General features: G+C 69.2%; 15 protein-coding genes. 12 read left to right on the forward strand and 3 right to left on the reverse strand.

Features of this window, described 5'->3' with window-relative positions:
* The first annotated feature begins 81 nt into the window (after positions 1–81).
* Together HHL11_RS11000 and HHL11_RS11005 are read left to right on the forward strand one after the other, a co-directional pair.
* Positions 82–1,371, forward strand: coding sequence for an ion channel protein (locus HHL11_RS11000; RefSeq protein ID WP_169418422.1), 1,290 nt, complete (start codon positions 82–84; stop codon positions 1,369–1,371).
* Positions 1,372–1,391: 20 nt separating this feature from the next.
* The gene (locus HHL11_RS11005; RefSeq protein WP_169418423.1) at positions 1,392–2,939 is read left to right on the forward strand and encodes an arylsulfatase; all 1,548 of its coding nucleotides are present in this window, start codon (positions 1,392–1,394) and stop codon (positions 2,937–2,939) included.
* Between the two features lie 38 nt (positions 2,940–2,977).
* On the opposite strand, the gene HHL11_RS11010 is transcribed toward HHL11_RS11005, so the two are convergent.
* Positions 2,978–3,664: a response regulator transcription factor gene (locus HHL11_RS11010; protein ID WP_240980055.1), complete on the reverse strand. Its 687-nt coding sequence runs from the start codon at positions 3,662–3,664 to the stop codon at positions 2,978–2,980.
* A 171-nt stretch (positions 3,665–3,835) separates the two neighbouring features.
* Between HHL11_RS11010 and HHL11_RS11015 the strand changes: the two genes are divergently transcribed.
* From HHL11_RS11015 to HHL11_RS11045, 7 genes are all read left to right on the forward strand, one after another.
* Positions 3,836–4,615 (forward strand): hypothetical protein, encoded by a 780-nt coding sequence (locus HHL11_RS11015; RefSeq protein WP_169418424.1) that lies wholly within the window; start codon positions 3,836–3,838, stop codon positions 4,613–4,615.
* A 16-nt stretch (positions 4,616–4,631) separates the two neighbouring features.
* Positions 4,632–6,044 (forward strand): DUF1254 domain-containing protein, encoded by a 1,413-nt coding sequence (locus tag HHL11_RS11020; RefSeq protein ID WP_169418425.1) that lies wholly within the window; start codon positions 4,632–4,634, stop codon positions 6,042–6,044.
* A gap of 239 nt (positions 6,045–6,283) precedes the next feature.
* Positions 6,284–7,258, forward strand: a complete 975-nt coding sequence (locus HHL11_RS11025) for a formylglycine-generating enzyme family protein (protein WP_205964248.1) — start codon at positions 6,284–6,286, stop codon at positions 7,256–7,258.
* A gap of 29 nt (positions 7,259–7,287) precedes the next feature.
* The gene (locus HHL11_RS11030) at positions 7,288–7,662 is read left to right on the forward strand and encodes a DUF1622 domain-containing protein (protein ID WP_169418426.1); all 375 of its coding nucleotides are present in this window, start codon (positions 7,288–7,290) and stop codon (positions 7,660–7,662) included.
* A complete protein-coding gene (locus HHL11_RS11035) occupies positions 7,655–8,506 on the forward strand; it encodes an acid phosphatase (protein ID WP_169418427.1) in 852 nt (283 codons plus the stop codon). Before HHL11_RS11030 ends, HHL11_RS11035 begins: the two co-directional genes overlap by 8 nt.
* Positions 8,507–8,523: 17 nt before the next feature.
* The gene (locus HHL11_RS11040) at positions 8,524–10,005 is read left to right on the forward strand and encodes a DUF1254 domain-containing protein (protein WP_169418428.1); all 1,482 of its coding nucleotides are present in this window, start codon (positions 8,524–8,526) and stop codon (positions 10,003–10,005) included.
* Between the two features lies 1 nt (position 10,006).
* Entirely contained in the window at positions 10,007–10,651 is a 645-nt protein-coding gene (locus HHL11_RS11045) for a YidH family protein (RefSeq protein WP_169418429.1), read from the forward strand.
* Positions 10,652–10,656: 5 nt separating this feature from the next.
* Here HHL11_RS11045 and HHL11_RS11050 read toward each other — a convergent pair whose 3' ends face one another.
* Entirely contained in the window at positions 10,657–12,951 is a 2,295-nt protein-coding gene (locus tag HHL11_RS11050) for an arylsulfatase (protein ID WP_169418430.1), read from the reverse strand.
* Between the two features lie 118 nt (positions 12,952–13,069).
* On the opposite strand from HHL11_RS11050, the gene HHL11_RS11055 reads away from it, so the two are divergent.
* Positions 13,070–14,326 carry a TIGR03862 family flavoprotein gene (locus tag HHL11_RS11055; RefSeq protein WP_169418431.1) on the forward strand — a complete coding sequence of 419 codons (1,257 nt, stop codon included), beginning with the start codon at positions 13,070–13,072 and terminating at the stop codon, positions 14,324–14,326.
* Positions 14,327–14,413: 87 nt separating this feature from the next.
* Here the strand turns inward: HHL11_RS11055 and HHL11_RS11060 are convergent, their stop codons facing one another.
* Positions 14,414–15,043, reverse strand: a complete 630-nt coding sequence (locus HHL11_RS11060) for a LysE family translocator (protein WP_169418432.1) — start codon at positions 15,041–15,043, stop codon at positions 14,414–14,416.
* A 130-nt stretch (positions 15,044–15,173) separates the two neighbouring features.
* Here HHL11_RS11060 and HHL11_RS11065 point away from each other — a divergent pair, with 130 nt between their 5' ends.
* On the forward strand, positions 15,174–16,010 hold the full coding sequence (locus HHL11_RS11065) for an IclR family transcriptional regulator (protein WP_169418433.1): 837 nt from the start codon (positions 15,174–15,176) through the stop codon (positions 16,008–16,010).
* 38 nt (positions 16,011–16,048) lie between these two features.
* Positions 16,049–17,014, forward strand: a complete 966-nt coding sequence (locus HHL11_RS11070) for a tripartite tricarboxylate transporter substrate binding protein (RefSeq protein WP_169418434.1) — start codon at positions 16,049–16,051, stop codon at positions 17,012–17,014.
* Position 17,015 lies beyond the last annotated feature (1 nt).

The following is a 17,015-nucleotide window of genomic DNA, read 5'->3' on the forward strand; positions in this document are numbered from 1 at the left end:
AGGTCCCATGGTTGCGCGAGCGGTCCCCCACCATCATCGCCACGCGCCGCTGCACCGCACACCCATCCCACGAAATCGTCCATGAGCAGTTCACGCAGCCACACCATGCTTGCCCTTGCGGCGCCGGCCCTGCTGGTGGGCGTCGGCTCCGCCCTCATCCTGCTGGTGGTCGTCATCGTCGCCAACCTGCTGCAGCGCGTGCTGTGGAACGTGCTGCCGCCGATGTTCGGCGCGACGCCGGCGACGTGGTGGTGGATCCTCGGCATGCTCACCGTGTGCGGTCTCGTGGTCGGCCTCGTCGCGAAGTTCGTGCCGGGCCACGCCGGGCCCGACCCGGCGACGGTCTCCCTGTTCGGCCCGCCCATGCCTCTGGTCGTACTGCCTGGCCTGGCGCTCGTGCTGGTCCTCATGCTCGCGGGCGGCGTCAGCCTGGGGCCGGAAAACCCCATCGTCGCCATCGTCATCGGCCTCACGGTGGCCATCGGCACGCGCCTGATGCCGAAGGTGCCGGTGAAGGCCTGGGTCATCCTCGCCGTGGCCGGCATCATCGGCGCGATGTTCGGCACGCCGGTGGCGGCGGCCCTGCTGCTGTCGGAAATCTTCGGCGGCGGCGAGAACCAGCCGCCGTTGTGGGACCGCATGTTCGCGCCGCTGCTGGCCGCCGGCGCCGGCGCCGTCACGATGACGCTGTTCGAGGCGCCGAACTTCGCGCTGCCGGTCGAGCCTTATGGCGCCGCCCGTGCGATCGATCTCCTGACCGGCACGGCGATCGTGCTCCTGTCCTGCGGCGTCGGCATGCTTGCCGTGTGGCTGTTCCTCTCGCTGCACCGGCTGTTCGTGGTGCTGCCGCAAGTGCTGGCGCTCACGCTCGGCGGCTTCCTGCTGGGCTTGCTGGGCATCGTCGGCGGGCCGCTCACGATGTTCAAGGGGCTGGGCGAGATGAAGACGATGGTGGAGCAGGTCGGCAATTTCGGCGTTTCCGCGCTCGCCATCTTCCTGGTGGTGCGCCTGCTGGCGACGGTGATCGCCGGCACCTGCGGCTTCCGCGGCGGCCGCATCTTTCCGATGGTGGCGGCCGGCGCGACCTTCGGCTTGCTGGTGCACTCGCTGATTCCCGCCATTCCGCTGTCGCTTTCGCTGGCCTGCGCGATCATGGGCTTCACCCTGGTGGCCACGCGCGACGGCTGGCTGAGCCTGTTCCTCGCCGCGGCCATGGTGCCGGGCCCGCACTTGCTGCCGCTGCTGTGCCTGATGGTGCTGCCGGCCTGGTTCGTGATGGCGGGGCGCGCGGAAATGATCGTCAAGACTCCGGCGCCGCGGCAAGGCGAGGCGGCCGGCCCCGCCTCGCCCGCGGCGAAGGCATCCGCATGAAGTTTCTCTGGAGGTGATACATGGCAAGCAAGGGATCGAAGCGCAAGCAACCCAACGTCCTCGTCATCTGGGGTGACGACATCGGCCAGTCCAACCTGAGCTGCTACACGCACGGGCTCATGGGCTACCGCACGCCCAACATCGACCGCATCGCCAAGGAAGGCATGCTGTTCACCGACTCGTACGGCGAGCAGAGCTGCACCGCGGGGCGGTCGTCCTTCATCACGGGGCAGAGCGTCTACCGCACGGGCCTGTCCAAGGTGGGCATCCCGGCGGCGCCGATCGGCATGAACGACAAGATCGTGACGATCGCGGCCCTGCTGAAGGAGCAGGGCTACGCCACCGGCCAGTTCGGCAAGAACCACCTGGGCGACCTGAACCACATGCTGCCCACCAACCACGGCTTCGACGAGTTCTACGGCAACCTGTACCACCTGAACGCCGAGGAAGAGCCGGAGATGGCCAACTACCCCAAGGACCCGAAGTTCCACGCGAAGTTCGGGCCGCGCGGCGTGATCCATTCCTGGGCGACCGACAAGGACGATCCGACGGAGATGCCGCGCTGGGGCAAGGTCGGCAAGCAGAAGATCGAGGACACGGGGCCGCTCACCAAGGAGCGCATGGAGACCTGCGACGACGACTTCGTCGCCCGGGCCAGCGAATTCATCCGGCAGCAGGAAAAGGCGGGCAAGCCGTGGTTCGTGTGGCTGAACACGACGCACATGCACATGTTCACGCACACCAAGAAGTCCAGCCTCGGCCAGGCCGGGCGCTGGCAGTCGCCCTACCACGACACCATGATCGACCACGACAAGAACGTGGGGCAGATGCTGGACCTGCTGGACGAACTGGGCATCGCCGAAGACACCTTCGTGCAGTACTCCACCGACAACGGCCCGCACCGCAACTCCTGGCCCGATGGCGGCATGACGCCGTTCCGCAGCGAGAAGAACACCAACTGGGAAGGCGCCTTCCGCATCCCGATGCTGGTGCGCTGGCCCGGCAAGATAGCCGCCGGCTCGGTGGCCAACGGCATCGTGCAGCACCACGACTGGCTGCCGACCATCCTGGCCCTGGCGGGCGCGCCGGACGTGCCGGAGAAGCTGAAGACGGGCTACCAGGCCATAGGCCGGACCTACAAGAACCACATCGACGGCTACAACCTGCTGCCCTACCTGACCGGCGAGCAGAAGGACTGCCCGCGCAACGTCTTCTTCTACATCAGCGACGACGGCGACATCCTCGGCATCCGCTACGACAACTGGAAGCTGGTGTTCATGGAGCAGCGCTGTCACGGCACCCTGCAGGTCTGGGCCGAGCCGTTCACGCGCCTGCGCCTGCCCAAGATCTACAACCTGCGGACGGACCCGTACGAGTTCGCGGACGTGACGTCCAACAGCTACTACGACTGGATGCTGCACAACGCCTACTTCATCTACGCGGCGCAGGCGGGCGCGGCCATGTTCGCGGAAACCTTCAAGGACTTCCCGCCGATCCAGCGGCCGAACACCTTCACCATCGACGACGCCATCGCGAAGATGGGCGAGGCCACGTCGGGCGCGAGCTGAACGCGGGGCCGGCCTCCGGGAGGCCGGCCACTTCCACCCTATGGGTCGCCGGCGGCGGCAAGCGCGTGGCCCAGGCCGCTGCGTTCGAGGTTCCGCACCAGGTGGGCCACCGCGCGAACTCCCATCTTCTGCAGGCCACGGGCGCGGTGCACCTTGACCGTCTTCTCCGTCGTCCCCAGCTCCCCCGCGATCTGCTTGTTCAGCTTGCCGCGGGCCACGAAGGCCAGGACCTGGCGCTCGCGCGGCGTCAATGACGCCAACTGCACGCGCATGCGCTCCTGGTCTTCATGCCGCACGCGCAATGCAGCCTCGCGTGCGAGGGCCTTGTCGATGGCCGCGACCAGCGAGTCCTCATCGACCGGCTTCGTCAGGAAGTCGACCGCGCCGCTGCGGAATGCGTTGGCGCAGGCCTGCACGTCCGCCTGGCCGGTGAGGAACACGATCGGCAGCGCGCTGCCCTGCGCGGCGAGCCGTTCCTGCAGCGCGAGGCCATCGAGGTCCGGCAGCGCGAGGTCCAGCAGGATGCATCCCGGCTGGCGCGCGTCGTGCGCGGCCAGGAAGTCGGCGGCCGTGGCGTGTGGCTGGACTTCGTAGCCGTGCGCCGCCAGCAGGCGGGCCAGCGCGGTGCGAACCTGGGTGTCGTCGTCGACGACGTGGACGCAAGCCGGCAGGCACGGCGTGCGCGACTGCCCTCCAGCCATGCCGGGCACATGATCGCTGTACATCTTCTCCCCTTTCCGGCGCCAATTGCCTCCCGGCAGCCAGACCGGAAAATCTTGTAGCGATCCGCGAAGCGTGTCGATATGCAGGTGATTGCATAGCGCGCGCGTCCGACCGCGCCGGGATGCCCCTTTGTCCAACTTCTCCGCGACGCCCCGGCGGTGAATGATCCGGCGATGAAGAAATCACTCGTGCTGTTCGGCGCTGCCTGTGCCAGCAGCGTCCCGTGCTGGGCCCAGCCGAGCACCGAGGAGATGAACGCCTCCAACAACCCGCTGCAGCCCTCGATCGGCCTGAACCTCCAGAACGCCTACACCGGCCGCTTCTACGGCCTGGGCGACCAGGATGCGAATTCCTTCCTGCTGCGGGGAACCCTGCCGCACAAGCTGTTCGGCATGCCGCAGCTGCTGCGCGCCACCTTGCCCATCACGACGACGCCCGACGTGCCGCCGTCCGGGCGCAAGACGGGCGTGGGCGACCTCAACCTGTTCGACCTGTTCCTGTTCAAGGAAGGGCGCATGGAAGTCGGCATCGGGCCGCAGTTCACCATCCCCACGGCCAGCCGCGACGAGACCGGCACCGGCAAGTGGCAGGCGGGGCTGGCGGGCACGGTGATCGCGCCGCAGCGCTGGGGCCTGCTGGGCGGCCTCGTCACCTGGCAGCATTCGTTCGCGGGCGACGAAGCGCGGCCGACGCAGAACAACCTGCAGGCGCAGCCTTTCTTCATTTACAACCTGCCGCAAGGGTGGTACCTGCGCAGCACGGCCACCTGGAACTTCGACCTGCAACGGGACACCTACTCCATCCCGCTGGGCGCCGGACTCGGCTGGGTCTGGAAGGCCGGCAAGACGACGATGAACCTGTTCGCCGAGCCGCAGTGGACCGTGGCCCACGACGGCGACGGTGTGCCGAAGTTCCAGGTGTTCTTCGGGTTGAACATGCAGTTTCCCCTGTAGGCAAGGAGTTCGACAAATGACCATGGACACCATCGCGGCGGAAGCCGCGCGCTATGAGTTCCAGTCGGGCTTTCCGACCGCGGAGACCGCCAGCCAGGCCTACGACGCCGCCGATTTCAGCCGCGCGGTGCAGGCCTACAAGTTCTTCTATCCGACGGTGTCGGGGGCGGCCATCGTGCGCGGCAACGAGCAGATCGGCGTGGTGGCGAACAAGGTGTTCGGCATCCTCGATTGCGCGCCCGCGCAGCTCGTGTTCACGGCCAACTCCGACACGCCTTATGGCCCCTTGATGCTCGACCTGGCGGCGAGTCCGCTGGTCGTGGAGCTGGCGCCCGGCCCGCTGATCGTGTGTTCCATGGACGTGAACCAGCGCTGGGTTGCCGACATGGGCTTGCCAGGTCCCGACGCGGGCCAGGGCGGCAAGCACCTGCTGGTCGGCCCGGACTACCGCGGCGAACTGCCCAAGGCGGGCTATTTCGTGCACCGGGCCAGCAGCAACCGGCAGATCGTCGGCGTCCGGTCGCTGCCCGTGGGGGGCGACGTGCCGGCGGCCAAGGAACGGCTGAAGACGATCAAGGTCTATCCGCTGCAGCCCGTCGCGGGCTGGACCGAACCGCGCTGGCTGGACGTCACCGGCAAGGAGCAGGACACGACCCCGCTCGCGTGGGAAGACAACCTGCAGTTCTGGCAGGTGCTGCACGACACGCTGCAGCAGGAGCCGCTGTTCGACGGCTACCACAACGAATACGGCGAGCTCGCCGCGCTCGGCATCGAGAAGGGCCAGCCGTTTGCGCCGGACGCGCGCATGAAGGCGATCCTGGCCAAGGCCGCGGTCGTCGCCAACGCGCAGATGCGGGTGCAGTCCTTCGGGGATCGCCGGCCCGACCGGCTGCCCTGGCCGGACCGGCAATGGCAGTGGGCCGCCTTGCGCTACGAGGACGGCGACTTCAACACGCAGCAGCACCTGGACCTGGAAGCGCGCGAGAAATGGTTCTTCCAGGCTGTAGGCGCATCGCCGGCCATGTTCCGCCGGGATGCGCAGGCGGGTTCGCTGTACTGGCTGGGCCTGCGGGATGCGGCCGGCGCTTACCTCGATGGCGGCAGGTCCTACCGCCTGGCCGTGCCGCTGCCGGTGCCGGGCAAGCTGTTCTGGTCGCTCACTGTGTACGACTCGGCCAGCCGCTCGCAGGTGCAGACGCCGCAGGGCAAGGCGGCGCTGCGTTCGCTGTTCGAGCTGAAGGACGCCACCGGCAGCTCGGTGGACCTGCACTTCGGCCCCGACCGGCCGCAAGGCCGCGCCGCGGACCGCTGGATCCAGACCCTGCCCGGCAAGGGCTGGTTTGCCTACTTCCGCATTTACGGACCGCAGGCGCCTGCGTTCGACGGCAGCTGGAAGCCGGGCGACTTCGAGCTGCTGGCGAAGGGCTGAGCACCCGCGCGGCGGCGCGGGCCTGGGCCTGGTTACCGGAGTCGGGCGATTCGCGCGCCGTCACGCGCTGCACGAAGCCTTCGATGGCAGCGCGGGCGCCACCCTCAGCCCATGAGCTGAGTTCCTGTGCCATGGCCCGCGATGTTGGTTGCGCATGCGAATGCTTTGCATTGGACCAAGGTGCCATTCCTGCTGGGAGCGGGGCGTCGAACAATGCCTCGCGAACCCGTGGAGGACCGATGAGTGCAGTCATGCAAGCGGCTGGCGCGACGCTGGCCGATGACACGATGGTGTGGATTCCCGGTGGCAGTTTCCGCATGGGCTCCGACCATCACTACGCGGAAGAAAAGCCCGCGCACTTCGTGCAGGTCGGCGGCTTCTGGATCGACCGCACGCCGGTGACCAACGCGCAATTCCGCGCCTTCGTCGAGGCGACGGGACACGTCACCTTCGCCGAGATCGCGCCCGATGCCAAGGACTATCCCGGCGCGCTGCCCGAGATGCTGCGGGCGGGCTCGCTGGTCTTCACGCCGCCGCAGCGGCCGGTGGACCTGCGCGATTTCTCGCAGTGGTGGCAGTTCTGCTTCGGCGCCGACTGGCTGCATCCGCTGGGCCCCGGCAGCGGCATCGAAGGGATCGACGACCATCCCGCGGTGCACCTGGCCTGGCGCGACGTCGAAGCCTATTGCGCCTGGGCCGGCAAGCAACTGGCCACCGAAGCCGAGTGGGAGTTCGCCGCGCGCGGCGGCCTGGACGGCGCCGAATACGCCTGGGGCGAGGAGTTCACGCCGGGTGGGCGCCACATGGCCAATACCTGGCAGGGCCGCTTCCCGCAGGAGAACCTGGGCGATGACGGCTTCGAGCGCACTTCCCCGGTGACGGCCTTCCCGCCCAATGGCTACGGCGTGCTGGACATGATCGGCAACGTCTGGGAGTGGACGCAGGACTGGTATTCCGCCGGCCACCCCGACAGCGCGCCGCGCCCTTGCTGCGCGCCGGTGAACCCGCGCGGACCCAGCGAGCAGGCCAGCTACGACCCCTGCCAGCTCGAAGTGCGCATCCCGCGCAAGGTGCTCAAGGGCGGCTCGCACCTGTGCGCGCCCAACTACTGCCGCCGCTACCGGCCGGCGGCGCGGCACGCGCAGCCGGTGGACACCTCGACCAGCCACGTGGGCTTCCGCTGCGTGCGGCACGGGCCGGGGCCGGCTGCATGAGCCACGCTGTGCGGCCGGGAGCATGACCGATGCGCGAATGGCTCGTCTACCTCACTGAACTGGCTGTCCTGGGCATCAACTTCATCGCGCTGGCGGTGATCGCCTACGCCACGCTGGAGGCGCTCGTGCGCGGCGTGCGCCTGGTGCGCCAGGCGGACGACCACTTGCGCGTTGACCTCTGGCTGCGCTATGGGCGCTGGCTGGTGGGCGGCCTCACCTTCCAGCTCGCCGCCGACATCGTCGAAACGGCGATCACCGACAACTGGGAATCCATCGGGCGGCTGGCGGCCATCGCGGCGATCCGCACGTTCGTCAACTACTCCCTCGAGCGCGACATCGAGGGCCTGCGGGAACGGCGCGAGCGGCGGGCGCGTGCAGCGTCGACCGGAGCCGTTCATGGCTGAGACGGCTCTCGTCCGCTGCGTGCGGCGTCTCGCTACGTGCGCCGCGCTCGCGGCTGCCGCCTGCGGCTGCGCCACCGCTGTCGCTCCGGCCGGGCCGCAGCCTGTGCCCGAGATGCGGCCCGGCCTGCTCACCGGTTACCTGGGCCGCGAGCTGCCGGACAGCCTGCTGCTGTTGCCGGCGCCGCCCGCCGACGGCACGCCGGCCTTCGCGAACGACGAAGCGGTGCACACGGCGGCACAGCGGCTGCGCGGCACGCCGCGCTATGCGCAGGCGGCGCAGGATGCGGAGCTCGCGTTTCCCCACGCGCCCACCGCCTTCGCCTGCGCGCTGGGCGTGCCGATCACGCAGCAGCGGTCGCCCTATCTCTACCAGATGCTGCAGCGCGTCTTCACCGACGCGGCTCTCGCGACCTACGCCGCCAAGGACCACTACCAGCGCGTGCGGCCCTTCGTGCGTCACCAGGAGGGCACCTGCCTGCCCGCGGACGAGGCGATGCTGCGCGGCGACGGCTCCTACCCCTCGGGGCACAGTTCGATCGGCTGGGCCTGGGCGCTGGTGCTGACCGAAGTTGCGCCCGAGCGCGCGGATGCGCTGCTCGCCCGCGGCCGCGCGTTCGGCGAAAGCCGCCTCGTGTGCAACGCGCACTGGCAGAGCGACGTGATCGAGGGCCGCAACGCCGCCGCCGGCGCGGTCGCCAAGCTGCACGGCAAACCGGAATTCAACTCGGACCTCGCGGCCGCGGCCGGCGAGGTCGCGGCCTTGCGGCGCGCCGGCGCAGCCCCCAACGCGGACTGCCAAGCCGAAGCAGCGGCGCTGCGCGTGCGCATCGACGGCGTGTTGTGAACGTGGAGGTGTCCCGTATGAATCCCGCCGACCTGGCCCGTGCCTTCAACCCCGCGCATGCGGGGCTCGCCGACGCCGCCGGCGCGCCGGCACAGCTGGCGAACGAGAAGTACGTCGAGTCGCTCGCGCGCATCGTCTTCTACTGGGGCTATCCGGCGGCCGATACCTTCGGCCGCACGAGCGGCTGGCACCTGATGAAAAGCCCGGGCGCCACCATGGGCCTGTTCCCCGGCGCGCCGAAGAACCACACGGGCTACGTCGACGACTACCTGCCCGCCGCGCAGCGCAAGGTGGTGACGCCCAACAACGACACCATCTACGGAGCCTGCTTCGCCGACCTGGCGGCGGACGCCGTCGTGGTGCAGACGCCCGCCGACGCGCCGCCGGGGCACTACTGGACGATCCAGGTCGTCGACGTGTTCACCACGGTGACGCACCAGCTCGGCTCCGCCTCGCGCACGCCGGGCGGCAAGTTCCTGCTGGTCGGCCCGGACTGGCAGGGGCAGGCGCCCGCGGGCTTCCTGGGCGTGCTGCGTTCGCCGACCCACGTGGCCGGCATCTTCTGCCGCAGCTTCGCGGCCCGCACGCCGGAGGCGAAGGCGCAGGCGCGCGCCGTGCTGAACCAGATCGGCGCCGTGCCGCTGAAGGAAGACCGGCCGGGGCCGCTGCGCTTCGACTGCGAGGCCAGCGCGCGCAACAAGGTCTATCCGCCCGGGCTGACGGCGGAAATGCTGGCGGCCGACCCCGACCTGCTGCGCCACCGCCCGGTGAACGTGAGGACGTTCTGGGACGACCTGCAGAAGGCGCTGGACGCCAACCCGATCGTCAGCGCGGAAGACGCGCCGATGGCGGCGCAGGCGCGGGTGCTGCTGGCGCTGCGCGCCGCAGACCCGGCCTGGCGCGCGCTGGTCGATCGCGTCACGCTTGCCGCCGATGCCGAACTGCACGAGAGCGCGAAGTACCACCAGGCCGGCGTCACGGCCGGCAACGGCTGGCAGCGGCAGGAGAACGGCGGCGCCTGGGGCAGCGACTGGTTCGGGCGGGCGCAGGCGGCGGTCATCTACATCTACGTCAACGACTTCCACGAGGCGGTCTACTTCATCCGCGGCACCGATGCGCAAGGCGAACTGCTGCAGGGCCGCTACCGCTACACGGTGACCTTCCCCAAGGGCGCGCTGCCGCCGGTGGACCGCGAGCGCGGCGGCTTCTGGTCGCTGACGATGTACGACCAGGACTATTTCATGCTGGCCGACAGCCCCAATGGCCGCCACAACATCGGCACGGTGAACCTGGACGCGAACGAATTGAAGTTCGCGGCCGACGGCTCGCTGACGCTGCATCTTTCGCACGCCGAGCCGGCCGAGGCGCAGGCGCGCGCCAACTGGCTGCCGGCGCCGGCGGGCCAGTTCGCGTTGCTGGTGCGCGCCTACGTGCCGGCGGCGGCCGTCCTCGATGGCAGCTACCGGCTGCCCGATGTCCACAAGAAAGCAGGAACCTGAGATGGGCGACGCCTCCGACGACGACCTTGAACGCCCCGAGCGCGTGCCGGAAACGGCGCCGCCGCCGGTGCCCGACATCGAGCCGCCGCCGACCGAGCCGTCGACGGTGCTGTCGCTGCACCGCACGCGGCTGTCGACGCACCGCACCTCGCTGTCGGAGCATCGCACCGCGCTGTCCGAACACCGCACGGATCTTTCCACCTTCCGCACGACGCTGTCGCGGCGGCGCACCGAGATGTCGATGCGGCGCACCGGCATGTCCTTCCAGCGCACGCGGCTGAGCGCGGACCGCACGCTGATGTCGGTGATCCGCACATCGCTGTCCCTTATCAGCTTCGGCTTCACCATCTACCAGATCTTCGAGAAGCTGTCCGCGAACGAGGTCATCAAGGGCGTGCACGCCAGCCGCAATTTCGGCCTGGCGCTGGTGTCGCTGGGCATCGTGATGCTGGCGATCGGCATCATCTACCACGTGCACTTCATGGTCGGCCTGCGCGACATCCGCAAGGAGATGCGCGAGCAGGGCTTGATCCACGGCGACAGCGGCTTCCCGGCTTCCTTCACGCTGGTGACGGCGCTGATCCTGCTGGCGATCGGCGCCTTCGCGATCGTCAGCATGGTGTTCCACATCGGGCCGTTCGGCTGAACCTGCTAGCGCGCCTCGACGGCGCCCAGTTCGATGGTCACGTGGTCGATCTTGCCCGTAAAGGCAAAGGGCAGCTCGTACGTGAAATCGATCGGCGAGCCGATGTCCATGCCGACGTCCAGGCCCTCGCCCAGCGAGATCTGGATCGGGATGGTCTTCTCCAGTCGGCCGCCGGCGAGCTTCTGGCCATTGGCGCTGAGCGTGAGCGCGCCGCCCTTGCCCATGCCGCCGCCGTCGTACCTGAAATCCACCACCAGCGTCACCTTGCCGGCCGGCAAGGGCTCCGGCGCGGCGAAGGTGAAGCGCTCCACCGACAGAAAGTTGTAGACGAAGGTCGGCACGCCGTCGCGGAAGTACAGGCCGTAGCCGCCTTCCAGCCCGCCGTGCGTCACTACCATCCCGTTGGACTTCGCGTCGGGCAGTTCCACTTCCGCCGTGATCGTCCAGGACTTGTTGCACATGGGCGGCGAGGCCGCGTCCGGGACCGCGATGGTGCCGGGGTAGTAGGTGAGCTTGTTGCGGCCGCGAACCAGGCTGGGGCGGCCCATGGCCTCGGCGTTCATGCGGATCGTGGCGCGCCAGTCCAGCGGCAGCACGTTGTACTTGGAGGCTTCCACCCACCACATGTCCTGCAGCTGGCGCAGCTTGTCCGGGTGCTGCGCGGCCAGGTCGTTCGCCTGCGAGAAATCCTTCTCGACGTCGTACAGCTCCCAGGTCGCCTTGTCGGGGTCCCATTCGGCGCGGTTGGGGTCCCAGGGCACGAAGGACGGGCTGGAGGCCATCCAGCCGTCGTGGTACAGGCCGCGGTTGCAGCCCAGCTCGAAGTACTGCGTCTTGCGCGGCGCGGGGGCCTTGGCGTCCTCGAAGCTAGCGGCGAAGCTGGCGCCTTCGATGGGCTTCTGCACGATGCCGTTGAGGACGCTCGGCGCCGTGATGCCGCAGACTTCGTAGAGCGTGGGCACCAGGTCGATGGTGTGGACGAACTGGCCGCGCAGCGCGCCACGGTCGCGGATGCGCTGGGGCCAGGAAATGATCATCGGGTTGCGCGTGCCGCCGAAGTGGCTGGCCACCTGCTTGGTCCACTGGAAGGGCGTGTTCATCGCGTGCGCCCAGGCCGAGGGGAAGTGGTTGAAGTGCTTCGGCCCGCCCAGTTCGTCGATGGCCTGGATGTTGTCCTGCCACTTCTCCGGGAAGCCGTTGAAGAACATGTTCTCGCACAGCGACCCTTCCAGGCCGCCTTCGGCGCTGGAGCCGTTGTCGCCGGCGATGTAGACGATCAGCGTGTTGTCGGCGTTGGGCAGCGCCTTCACCGCGTCGACGACGCGGCCCATCTGTTCGTCCGCGTGCGCGCCGTAGGCCGCGAACACTTCCATCATGCGCGCGTACAGCCGCTGCTGGTCGGCGTTGAGCGAATCCCAGGCCGGCAGGCCACGCGAACGCGTGGTGAGCTGGGTGTCCGCCGGCACCACGCCCAGCTTCTTCTGCCGCTCCAGCGTCTGCTCGCGGTAGCGGTCCCAGCCGCCGTCGAACCGGCCCTTGAAGCGGGCGATCCAGTCCTGCGGCGTGTGGTGCGGCGCATGCGTCGCGCCCGGCGCGACGTACAGGAAGAAGGGCTTGTCGGGCGCGATGGAGGTGGCCTGCCGCACCCAGGCGATGGCGTGGTCGGCGAGGTCGGTGGTGAGGTGGTAGTCCGGGTCGGTCGACGCCGCCACCAGGTCGCGGTTGCGGTAGAGGATCGGGTTCCAGTGGTTCATGTCGCCACCGTTGAACCCGTAGAAGTAGTCGAAGCCCAGGCCGTTGGCCCAGCGGTCGAAGGGGCCGGCCGCGCTGGTTTCCCAGGTGGGCGTGTTGTGGTTCTTGCCGATCCAGGCGGTCATGTAGCCGTTCTGGCGCAGCACCTCGCCGATGGTGCCGCAGCTCTTGGGCAGGATGCAGGTGTAGCCGTCGTAGCCGGTCGCCAGCTCGGTGATGCCGGCGAAGGAGGTCGAGTGGTGGTTGCGGCCGGTGATGAGCGCCGCCCGCGTCGGGCTGCACAAGGCCGTGGTGTGGAAGCGGTTGTAGCGCAGGCCTTCGGCGGCGAGGCGGTCCATGGTGGGCGAGGGCACGCCGCCGCCGAAGGTGCTGAACTGGCCGAAGCCGACGTCGTCCAGCAGCACCAGCAGGATGTTGGGCGCGCCTTGCGGCGCCTTCACCGGTTGCGGAAACTGCGCCGGGGCGGAATCGAGGTAGGTGCGGCCGACCTCGCCGGGAAAGTGGAAGTCGGGGCGGGGAAGAATGTCGGGCGTGCCTTGCTGGCTCATGCGTTGCTCCTGCCAAGTCGAGTGCGCAGTGTGGGCAGGGGGGCCGGCCGCAGCTATGGGACCTTCGTGCCAAGCGGTCCGCCGCTTGGCGGCCCGCGTGCGGGACAATCGCGTCCCCATGTCCCAAGTTTCCTCACGTGTCGCCATCGTCGGCGGCGGCCCCGCCGGGCTGATGGCAGCTGAAGTGCTGTCGCAGGCCGGCGTGCAGGCCGATGTCTACGATGCCATGCCTTCGCCCGGCCGCAAGTTCCTGCTGGCCGGCCGCGGCGGCCTGAACCTCACCCATTCGGAAGGCTTCGAGCCCTTCCTGCAGCGCTATGGCGCGCGCAGTGCCCGCTTGCACGATGCGGTCGCAGCTTTCGACAACACCGCGGTGCGCGCCTGGGCCGAGGGCCTGGGCATCGCCACTTTCGTCGGCAGCTCGGGCCGCGTGTTCCCCACCGACATGAAGGCGGCGCCGCTGCTGCGCCACTGGGTGCACCGCCTGCGCAGCGCGGGCGTGCGCCTGCATGTGCGGCATCGTTGGACCGGTTTTGCCGAGGACGGCGCGCTGCGCTTCGCGGCGTCCACGGGCGAACAGCTGGTGCGCGCCGAGGCCACCGTGCTGGCGCTGGGCGGCGCCAGCTGGCCGCGGCTGGGGTCCGATGGCGCGTGGGCGCCGTGGCTGGAGCAGCGCGGCGTGGACGTCGCGCCGCTGCAGCCTTCGAACTGCGGCTTCGACGTCGCGTCCACCAGCCCCGGCCGCGAAGGCTGGAGCGAGCACCTGCGCTCGCGCTTCGCGGGCCAGCCGCTGAAGCCGGTGGCCGGGCGCTTCGGCGACGACTACCAGCAGGGCGAGTTCGTGCTCACCGAGAGCGGCATCGAAGGCAGCCTGGTCTATGCCTTCAGTTCGAAGCTGCGCGATGCGATCGCCGCCGACGGGCAGGCGACGTGGCTGCTGGATCTCTTGCCGCAGCACAGCGGGCAGCAGGTGCGCGACGAAGTGGCGCGTCCGCGCGGTCCGCGCAGCCTGTCGACGCACTTGAAGAGCCGGTTGGGCCTGCAGGGCGCGAAGATGGCCTTGCTGCACGAGTTGTTGACGCCGGAGCAGATGCACGATCCGGCGCAGCTGGCGCACGCGATCAAGGCGCTGCCGGTGCCGCTGGCCAGGCCGCGGCCGATCGCGGAGGCGATCAGCACGGCCGGCGGCGTGCGCTTCGAGGCGGTGGATGGGCACGGCATGTTGAAGGCCGTGCCGGGGGTGTTCTGCGCCGGCGAGATGCTCGATTGGGAGGCGCCGACGGGTGGCTATCTCTTGACGGCGTGTTTTGCGCAGGGACGGCGAGCGGGTCTCGGCGCCCTGGATTGGTTGTCCTCTCGATCGGGCAACTCGTAGGGTGCGCAGCTTGCTGCGCACCGCGCGAGGATGGTCCGTGGGCGGTGCGCAGCGAAGCTGCGCACCCTACAGGCCCCGGCGCGGAAGTTACTTACGCGCGCCGAAAGCCGTCAACAAGCCCAGCCCGATGAAGGAGGTCCCGGCGAGCCGGTTGCCCCACACCGCCCCGCGCGGAACGCGCTTCAGCCGCGGCGCCACCAGGCTGGCCGTCAGCACGTAGCTCAGGTCCGTGCACGCCGCGATGCCGACGAACAGCGCGCCGAGCGACAGCGTCTGCACGAGCGGGCTGCTGTGCGCGTCCATGAACTGCGGCAGGAAGGCCGCGAAGAACAGCGTCGTCTTCGGGTTCAGCACGGCCACCACGAAGCCGTCGCGGAAGATGCGCTTCAAGGGCTGCGCCACCGGCGCGGCTCCTTCCGCAGCCGCGGCGGGCGCGCGCCAGAGCCGCACGCCGAGATAGACCAGGTAGCAGGCGCCGGCCCACTTCACCACGGTGAAGGCCGCGGCCGACACGGCAAACAGCGCGGCCAGTCCCACGGCCGCACCGATTGCCAGCACCAGGTTGCCCAGCGCGACCCCGACCACCGAGGCCAGGCCGGACGAGCGCCCCTGCGCCAGCGTGCGCGCGAGGATGTAGACCACGGCCGGGCCGGGCGTGAGGGCCAGCACGAGGCTGGCGCCGACGAAGGCAAGAAGGAGGGGAGTCGCAGGCAGCATCCGCGCAGTATCCGTCCACTCGGCCTGGATCGAAAACGGACCGGCCGCCCGAAATTGGTAGAAACCCTCGGATATGGTCGCGTCGAAAGTGTCCAGAACTCCATAAAATGGAAGCGTTGTCCAAAATCAAATGACATCAACCCCTAATCCGCTGGCCGACCGGCCCGTCGTCCCCGATCCGGTGGACAGCCGTTCCGAAACCGTCAGCGCGCTGGAGCGCGGCCTGTCGGTGCTGCGCTGCTTCGCCGCCGAGCGCCCGGTGCTGGGCTACGCCGACATCGCGCGCATCACCGGCATCCCGCGGCCCACGGTGAACCGCCTCGTGGCGACCCTGCTGGCCAACGGCATGCTCAAGCCCGATCCGCTGTCCGACCGCTTCACCTTGGGCCCCGCGGTGCTGTCGCTGGCGCAGGTCTTCCTGGGCAGCCTGGACGTGCGCGCCGTCGCCCGCCCGCCGATGCAGGCGATGGCGGAAGAGACGCAGGCCTCGGTCTACCTCGCGGTGCGCGACGGCCTCGACATGGTGATGATCGAAGCCTGCCGCCCGCGCTTCTCCATCCTGGCGCCGCGGCTCGACGTGGGCTCGCGCGTGCCGATGGCCGTGTCGGCCCTGGGCCGCGCCTACATCGCCGCCTTGGCGGCCGAAGAAAAGAACCAGCTGCTCGATTCGCTGCGCCTGCTGCGCGGCCCCGAGTGGGCGTCGATCGAGCCGGGCCTGACGCGCGCCCTGGATGAAGCGCGGCGCCTCGGCTACTCCACCTCGCTCGGCGAGTTCTATCGCGAGATTTCCTCGGTGTCGGTGCCCCTGGTGGGCCCCGGCGGCGAGGTGATGGCGCTCAACTGCGGCGGCGCCGGCTTCGTCTTCACCGAGGACAAGCTGCGCGGCGAGATTGCGCCGCGCCTGCGGGCGGTGGCCGAGAAGGTCGCCGCCGAGATCGGCGGCCGCGTGCCGCCGGCGCAAGCCTGATTCCAGAACACTTTCCCCTGATCCAACGGAGACTTCGAATGCAAGACATCAAGCGCCTGCTTGCCACCGCCGCCTGCGCGCTGCTGCCGCTGGCCGCGCTGGCCGCGGACCCCTTCCCCAGCAAGCCCGTGACGATCATCGTGCCCAACGCGCCCGGCGGCGCGGTGGACATCCTGGCCCGGCTGCTGGAAAAGAGCCTGCACGACACCTGGAAGCAGCCCGTGCTGGTGGTCTACAAGCCCGGCGCCGGCACCGTGATGGGCACCGACTTCGTCGCCAAGGCGCAGCCGGACGGCCACACGATCGGCATCGTGGTCACCTCGCACGTGATCAACCCCAGCCTGCGCAAGAACATGCCCTTCGACACCGAGAAGGACCTGGCGCCGGTGTCCATGCTGGCGACCTCGCCGATCCTGATCTCCGCTTCCAACAAGCTGGCGGCGAACAACGTGAAGGAACTGATCGCGCTGGCCAAGAAGGAGCCGAACAAGCTGAGCTACGCGTCCCCGGGCAGCGGCAGCTCCATGCACCTGGGCATGGAACTGCTGAAGTCGGACTCCGGCATCGACGTCCTGCATACGCCTTACAAGGGCTCGGGCGGCGCCTACCCCGACGTCATCGCCGGCCGCGTGGACCTGATCATCGACCCGCTGTTCTCCTCGCTGCCGCAGGTGAAGGCCGGCATGCTGAAGCCGATCGGCATCATGAGCGCCAAGCGCTCGTCGATCGCGCCGAACATCCCCACCGTGGCGGAGACGATCCCCGGCTTCAACGTCGAGAGCATCTTCGGCGCCGTCGTCGCAGCGGGCGTGCCGAAGGACGTGGTCGCCAAGATCAGCGCCGACATGAACAAGGTGCTGGCTTCGCCCGAGGTGAAGGCCCGCATGGCCGAAGTGGGCCTGACGCCGGTCGGCACGACGCCGGAAGCTTTCGCGGCCTACATCCACACCGAGATCCCGAAGTGGGCGAAGGTGGTGAAGGCTTCGGGCGCCACCGCCGACTGAT

The sequence above is a fragment of the Ramlibacter agri genome, from assembly GCF_012927085.1.
GTDB classification, from domain to species: domain Bacteria; phylum Pseudomonadota; class Gammaproteobacteria; order Burkholderiales; family Burkholderiaceae_C; genus Ramlibacter; species Ramlibacter agri.

What these genes read in the sequence shown, in the direction of transcription:
- HHL11_RS11055 (WP_169418431.1), top strand. Translation starts at nt 13,070, where the DNA reads ATGTCCCAAGTTTCCTCACGTGTCGCCATCGTCGGCGGCGGCCCCGCC.
- HHL11_RS11000 (WP_169418422.1), top strand. Translation starts at nt 82, where the DNA reads ATGAGCAGTTCACGCAGCCACACCATGCTTGCCCTTGCGGCGCCGGCC.
- HHL11_RS11015 (WP_169418424.1), top strand. Translation starts at nt 3,836, where the DNA reads ATGAAGAAATCACTCGTGCTGTTCGGCGCTGCCTGTGCCAGCAGCGTC.
- HHL11_RS11070 (WP_169418434.1), top strand. Translation starts at nt 16,049, where the DNA reads ATGCAAGACATCAAGCGCCTGCTTGCCACCGCCGCCTGCGCGCTGCTG.
- HHL11_RS11065 (WP_169418433.1), top strand. Translation starts at nt 15,174, where the DNA reads ATGACATCAACCCCTAATCCGCTGGCCGACCGGCCCGTCGTCCCCGAT.
- HHL11_RS11025 (WP_205964248.1), top strand. Translation starts at nt 6,284, where the DNA reads ATGAGTGCAGTCATGCAAGCGGCTGGCGCGACGCTGGCCGATGACACG.
- HHL11_RS11040 (WP_169418428.1), top strand. Translation starts at nt 8,524, where the DNA reads ATGAATCCCGCCGACCTGGCCCGTGCCTTCAACCCCGCGCATGCGGGG.
- HHL11_RS11035 (WP_169418427.1), top strand. Translation starts at nt 7,655, where the DNA reads ATGGCTGAGACGGCTCTCGTCCGCTGCGTGCGGCGTCTCGCTACGTGC.
- HHL11_RS11050 (WP_169418430.1), bottom strand. Translation starts at nt 12,951, where the DNA reads ATGAGCCAGCAAGGCACGCCCGACATTCTTCCCCGCCCCGACTTCCAC.
- HHL11_RS11005 (WP_169418423.1), top strand. Translation starts at nt 1,392, where the DNA reads ATGGCAAGCAAGGGATCGAAGCGCAAGCAACCCAACGTCCTCGTCATC.
- HHL11_RS11020 (WP_169418425.1), top strand. Translation starts at nt 4,632, where the DNA reads ATGACCATGGACACCATCGCGGCGGAAGCCGCGCGCTATGAGTTCCAG.
- HHL11_RS11045 (WP_169418429.1), top strand. Translation starts at nt 10,007, where the DNA reads ATGGGCGACGCCTCCGACGACGACCTTGAACGCCCCGAGCGCGTGCCG.
- HHL11_RS11010 (WP_240980055.1), bottom strand. Translation starts at nt 3,664, where the DNA reads ATGTACAGCGATCATGTGCCCGGCATGGCTGGAGGGCAGTCGCGCACG.
- HHL11_RS11030 (WP_169418426.1), top strand. Translation starts at nt 7,288, where the DNA reads ATGCGCGAATGGCTCGTCTACCTCACTGAACTGGCTGTCCTGGGCATC.
- HHL11_RS11060 (WP_169418432.1), bottom strand. Translation starts at nt 15,043, where the DNA reads ATGCTGCCTGCGACTCCCCTCCTTCTTGCCTTCGTCGGCGCCAGCCTC.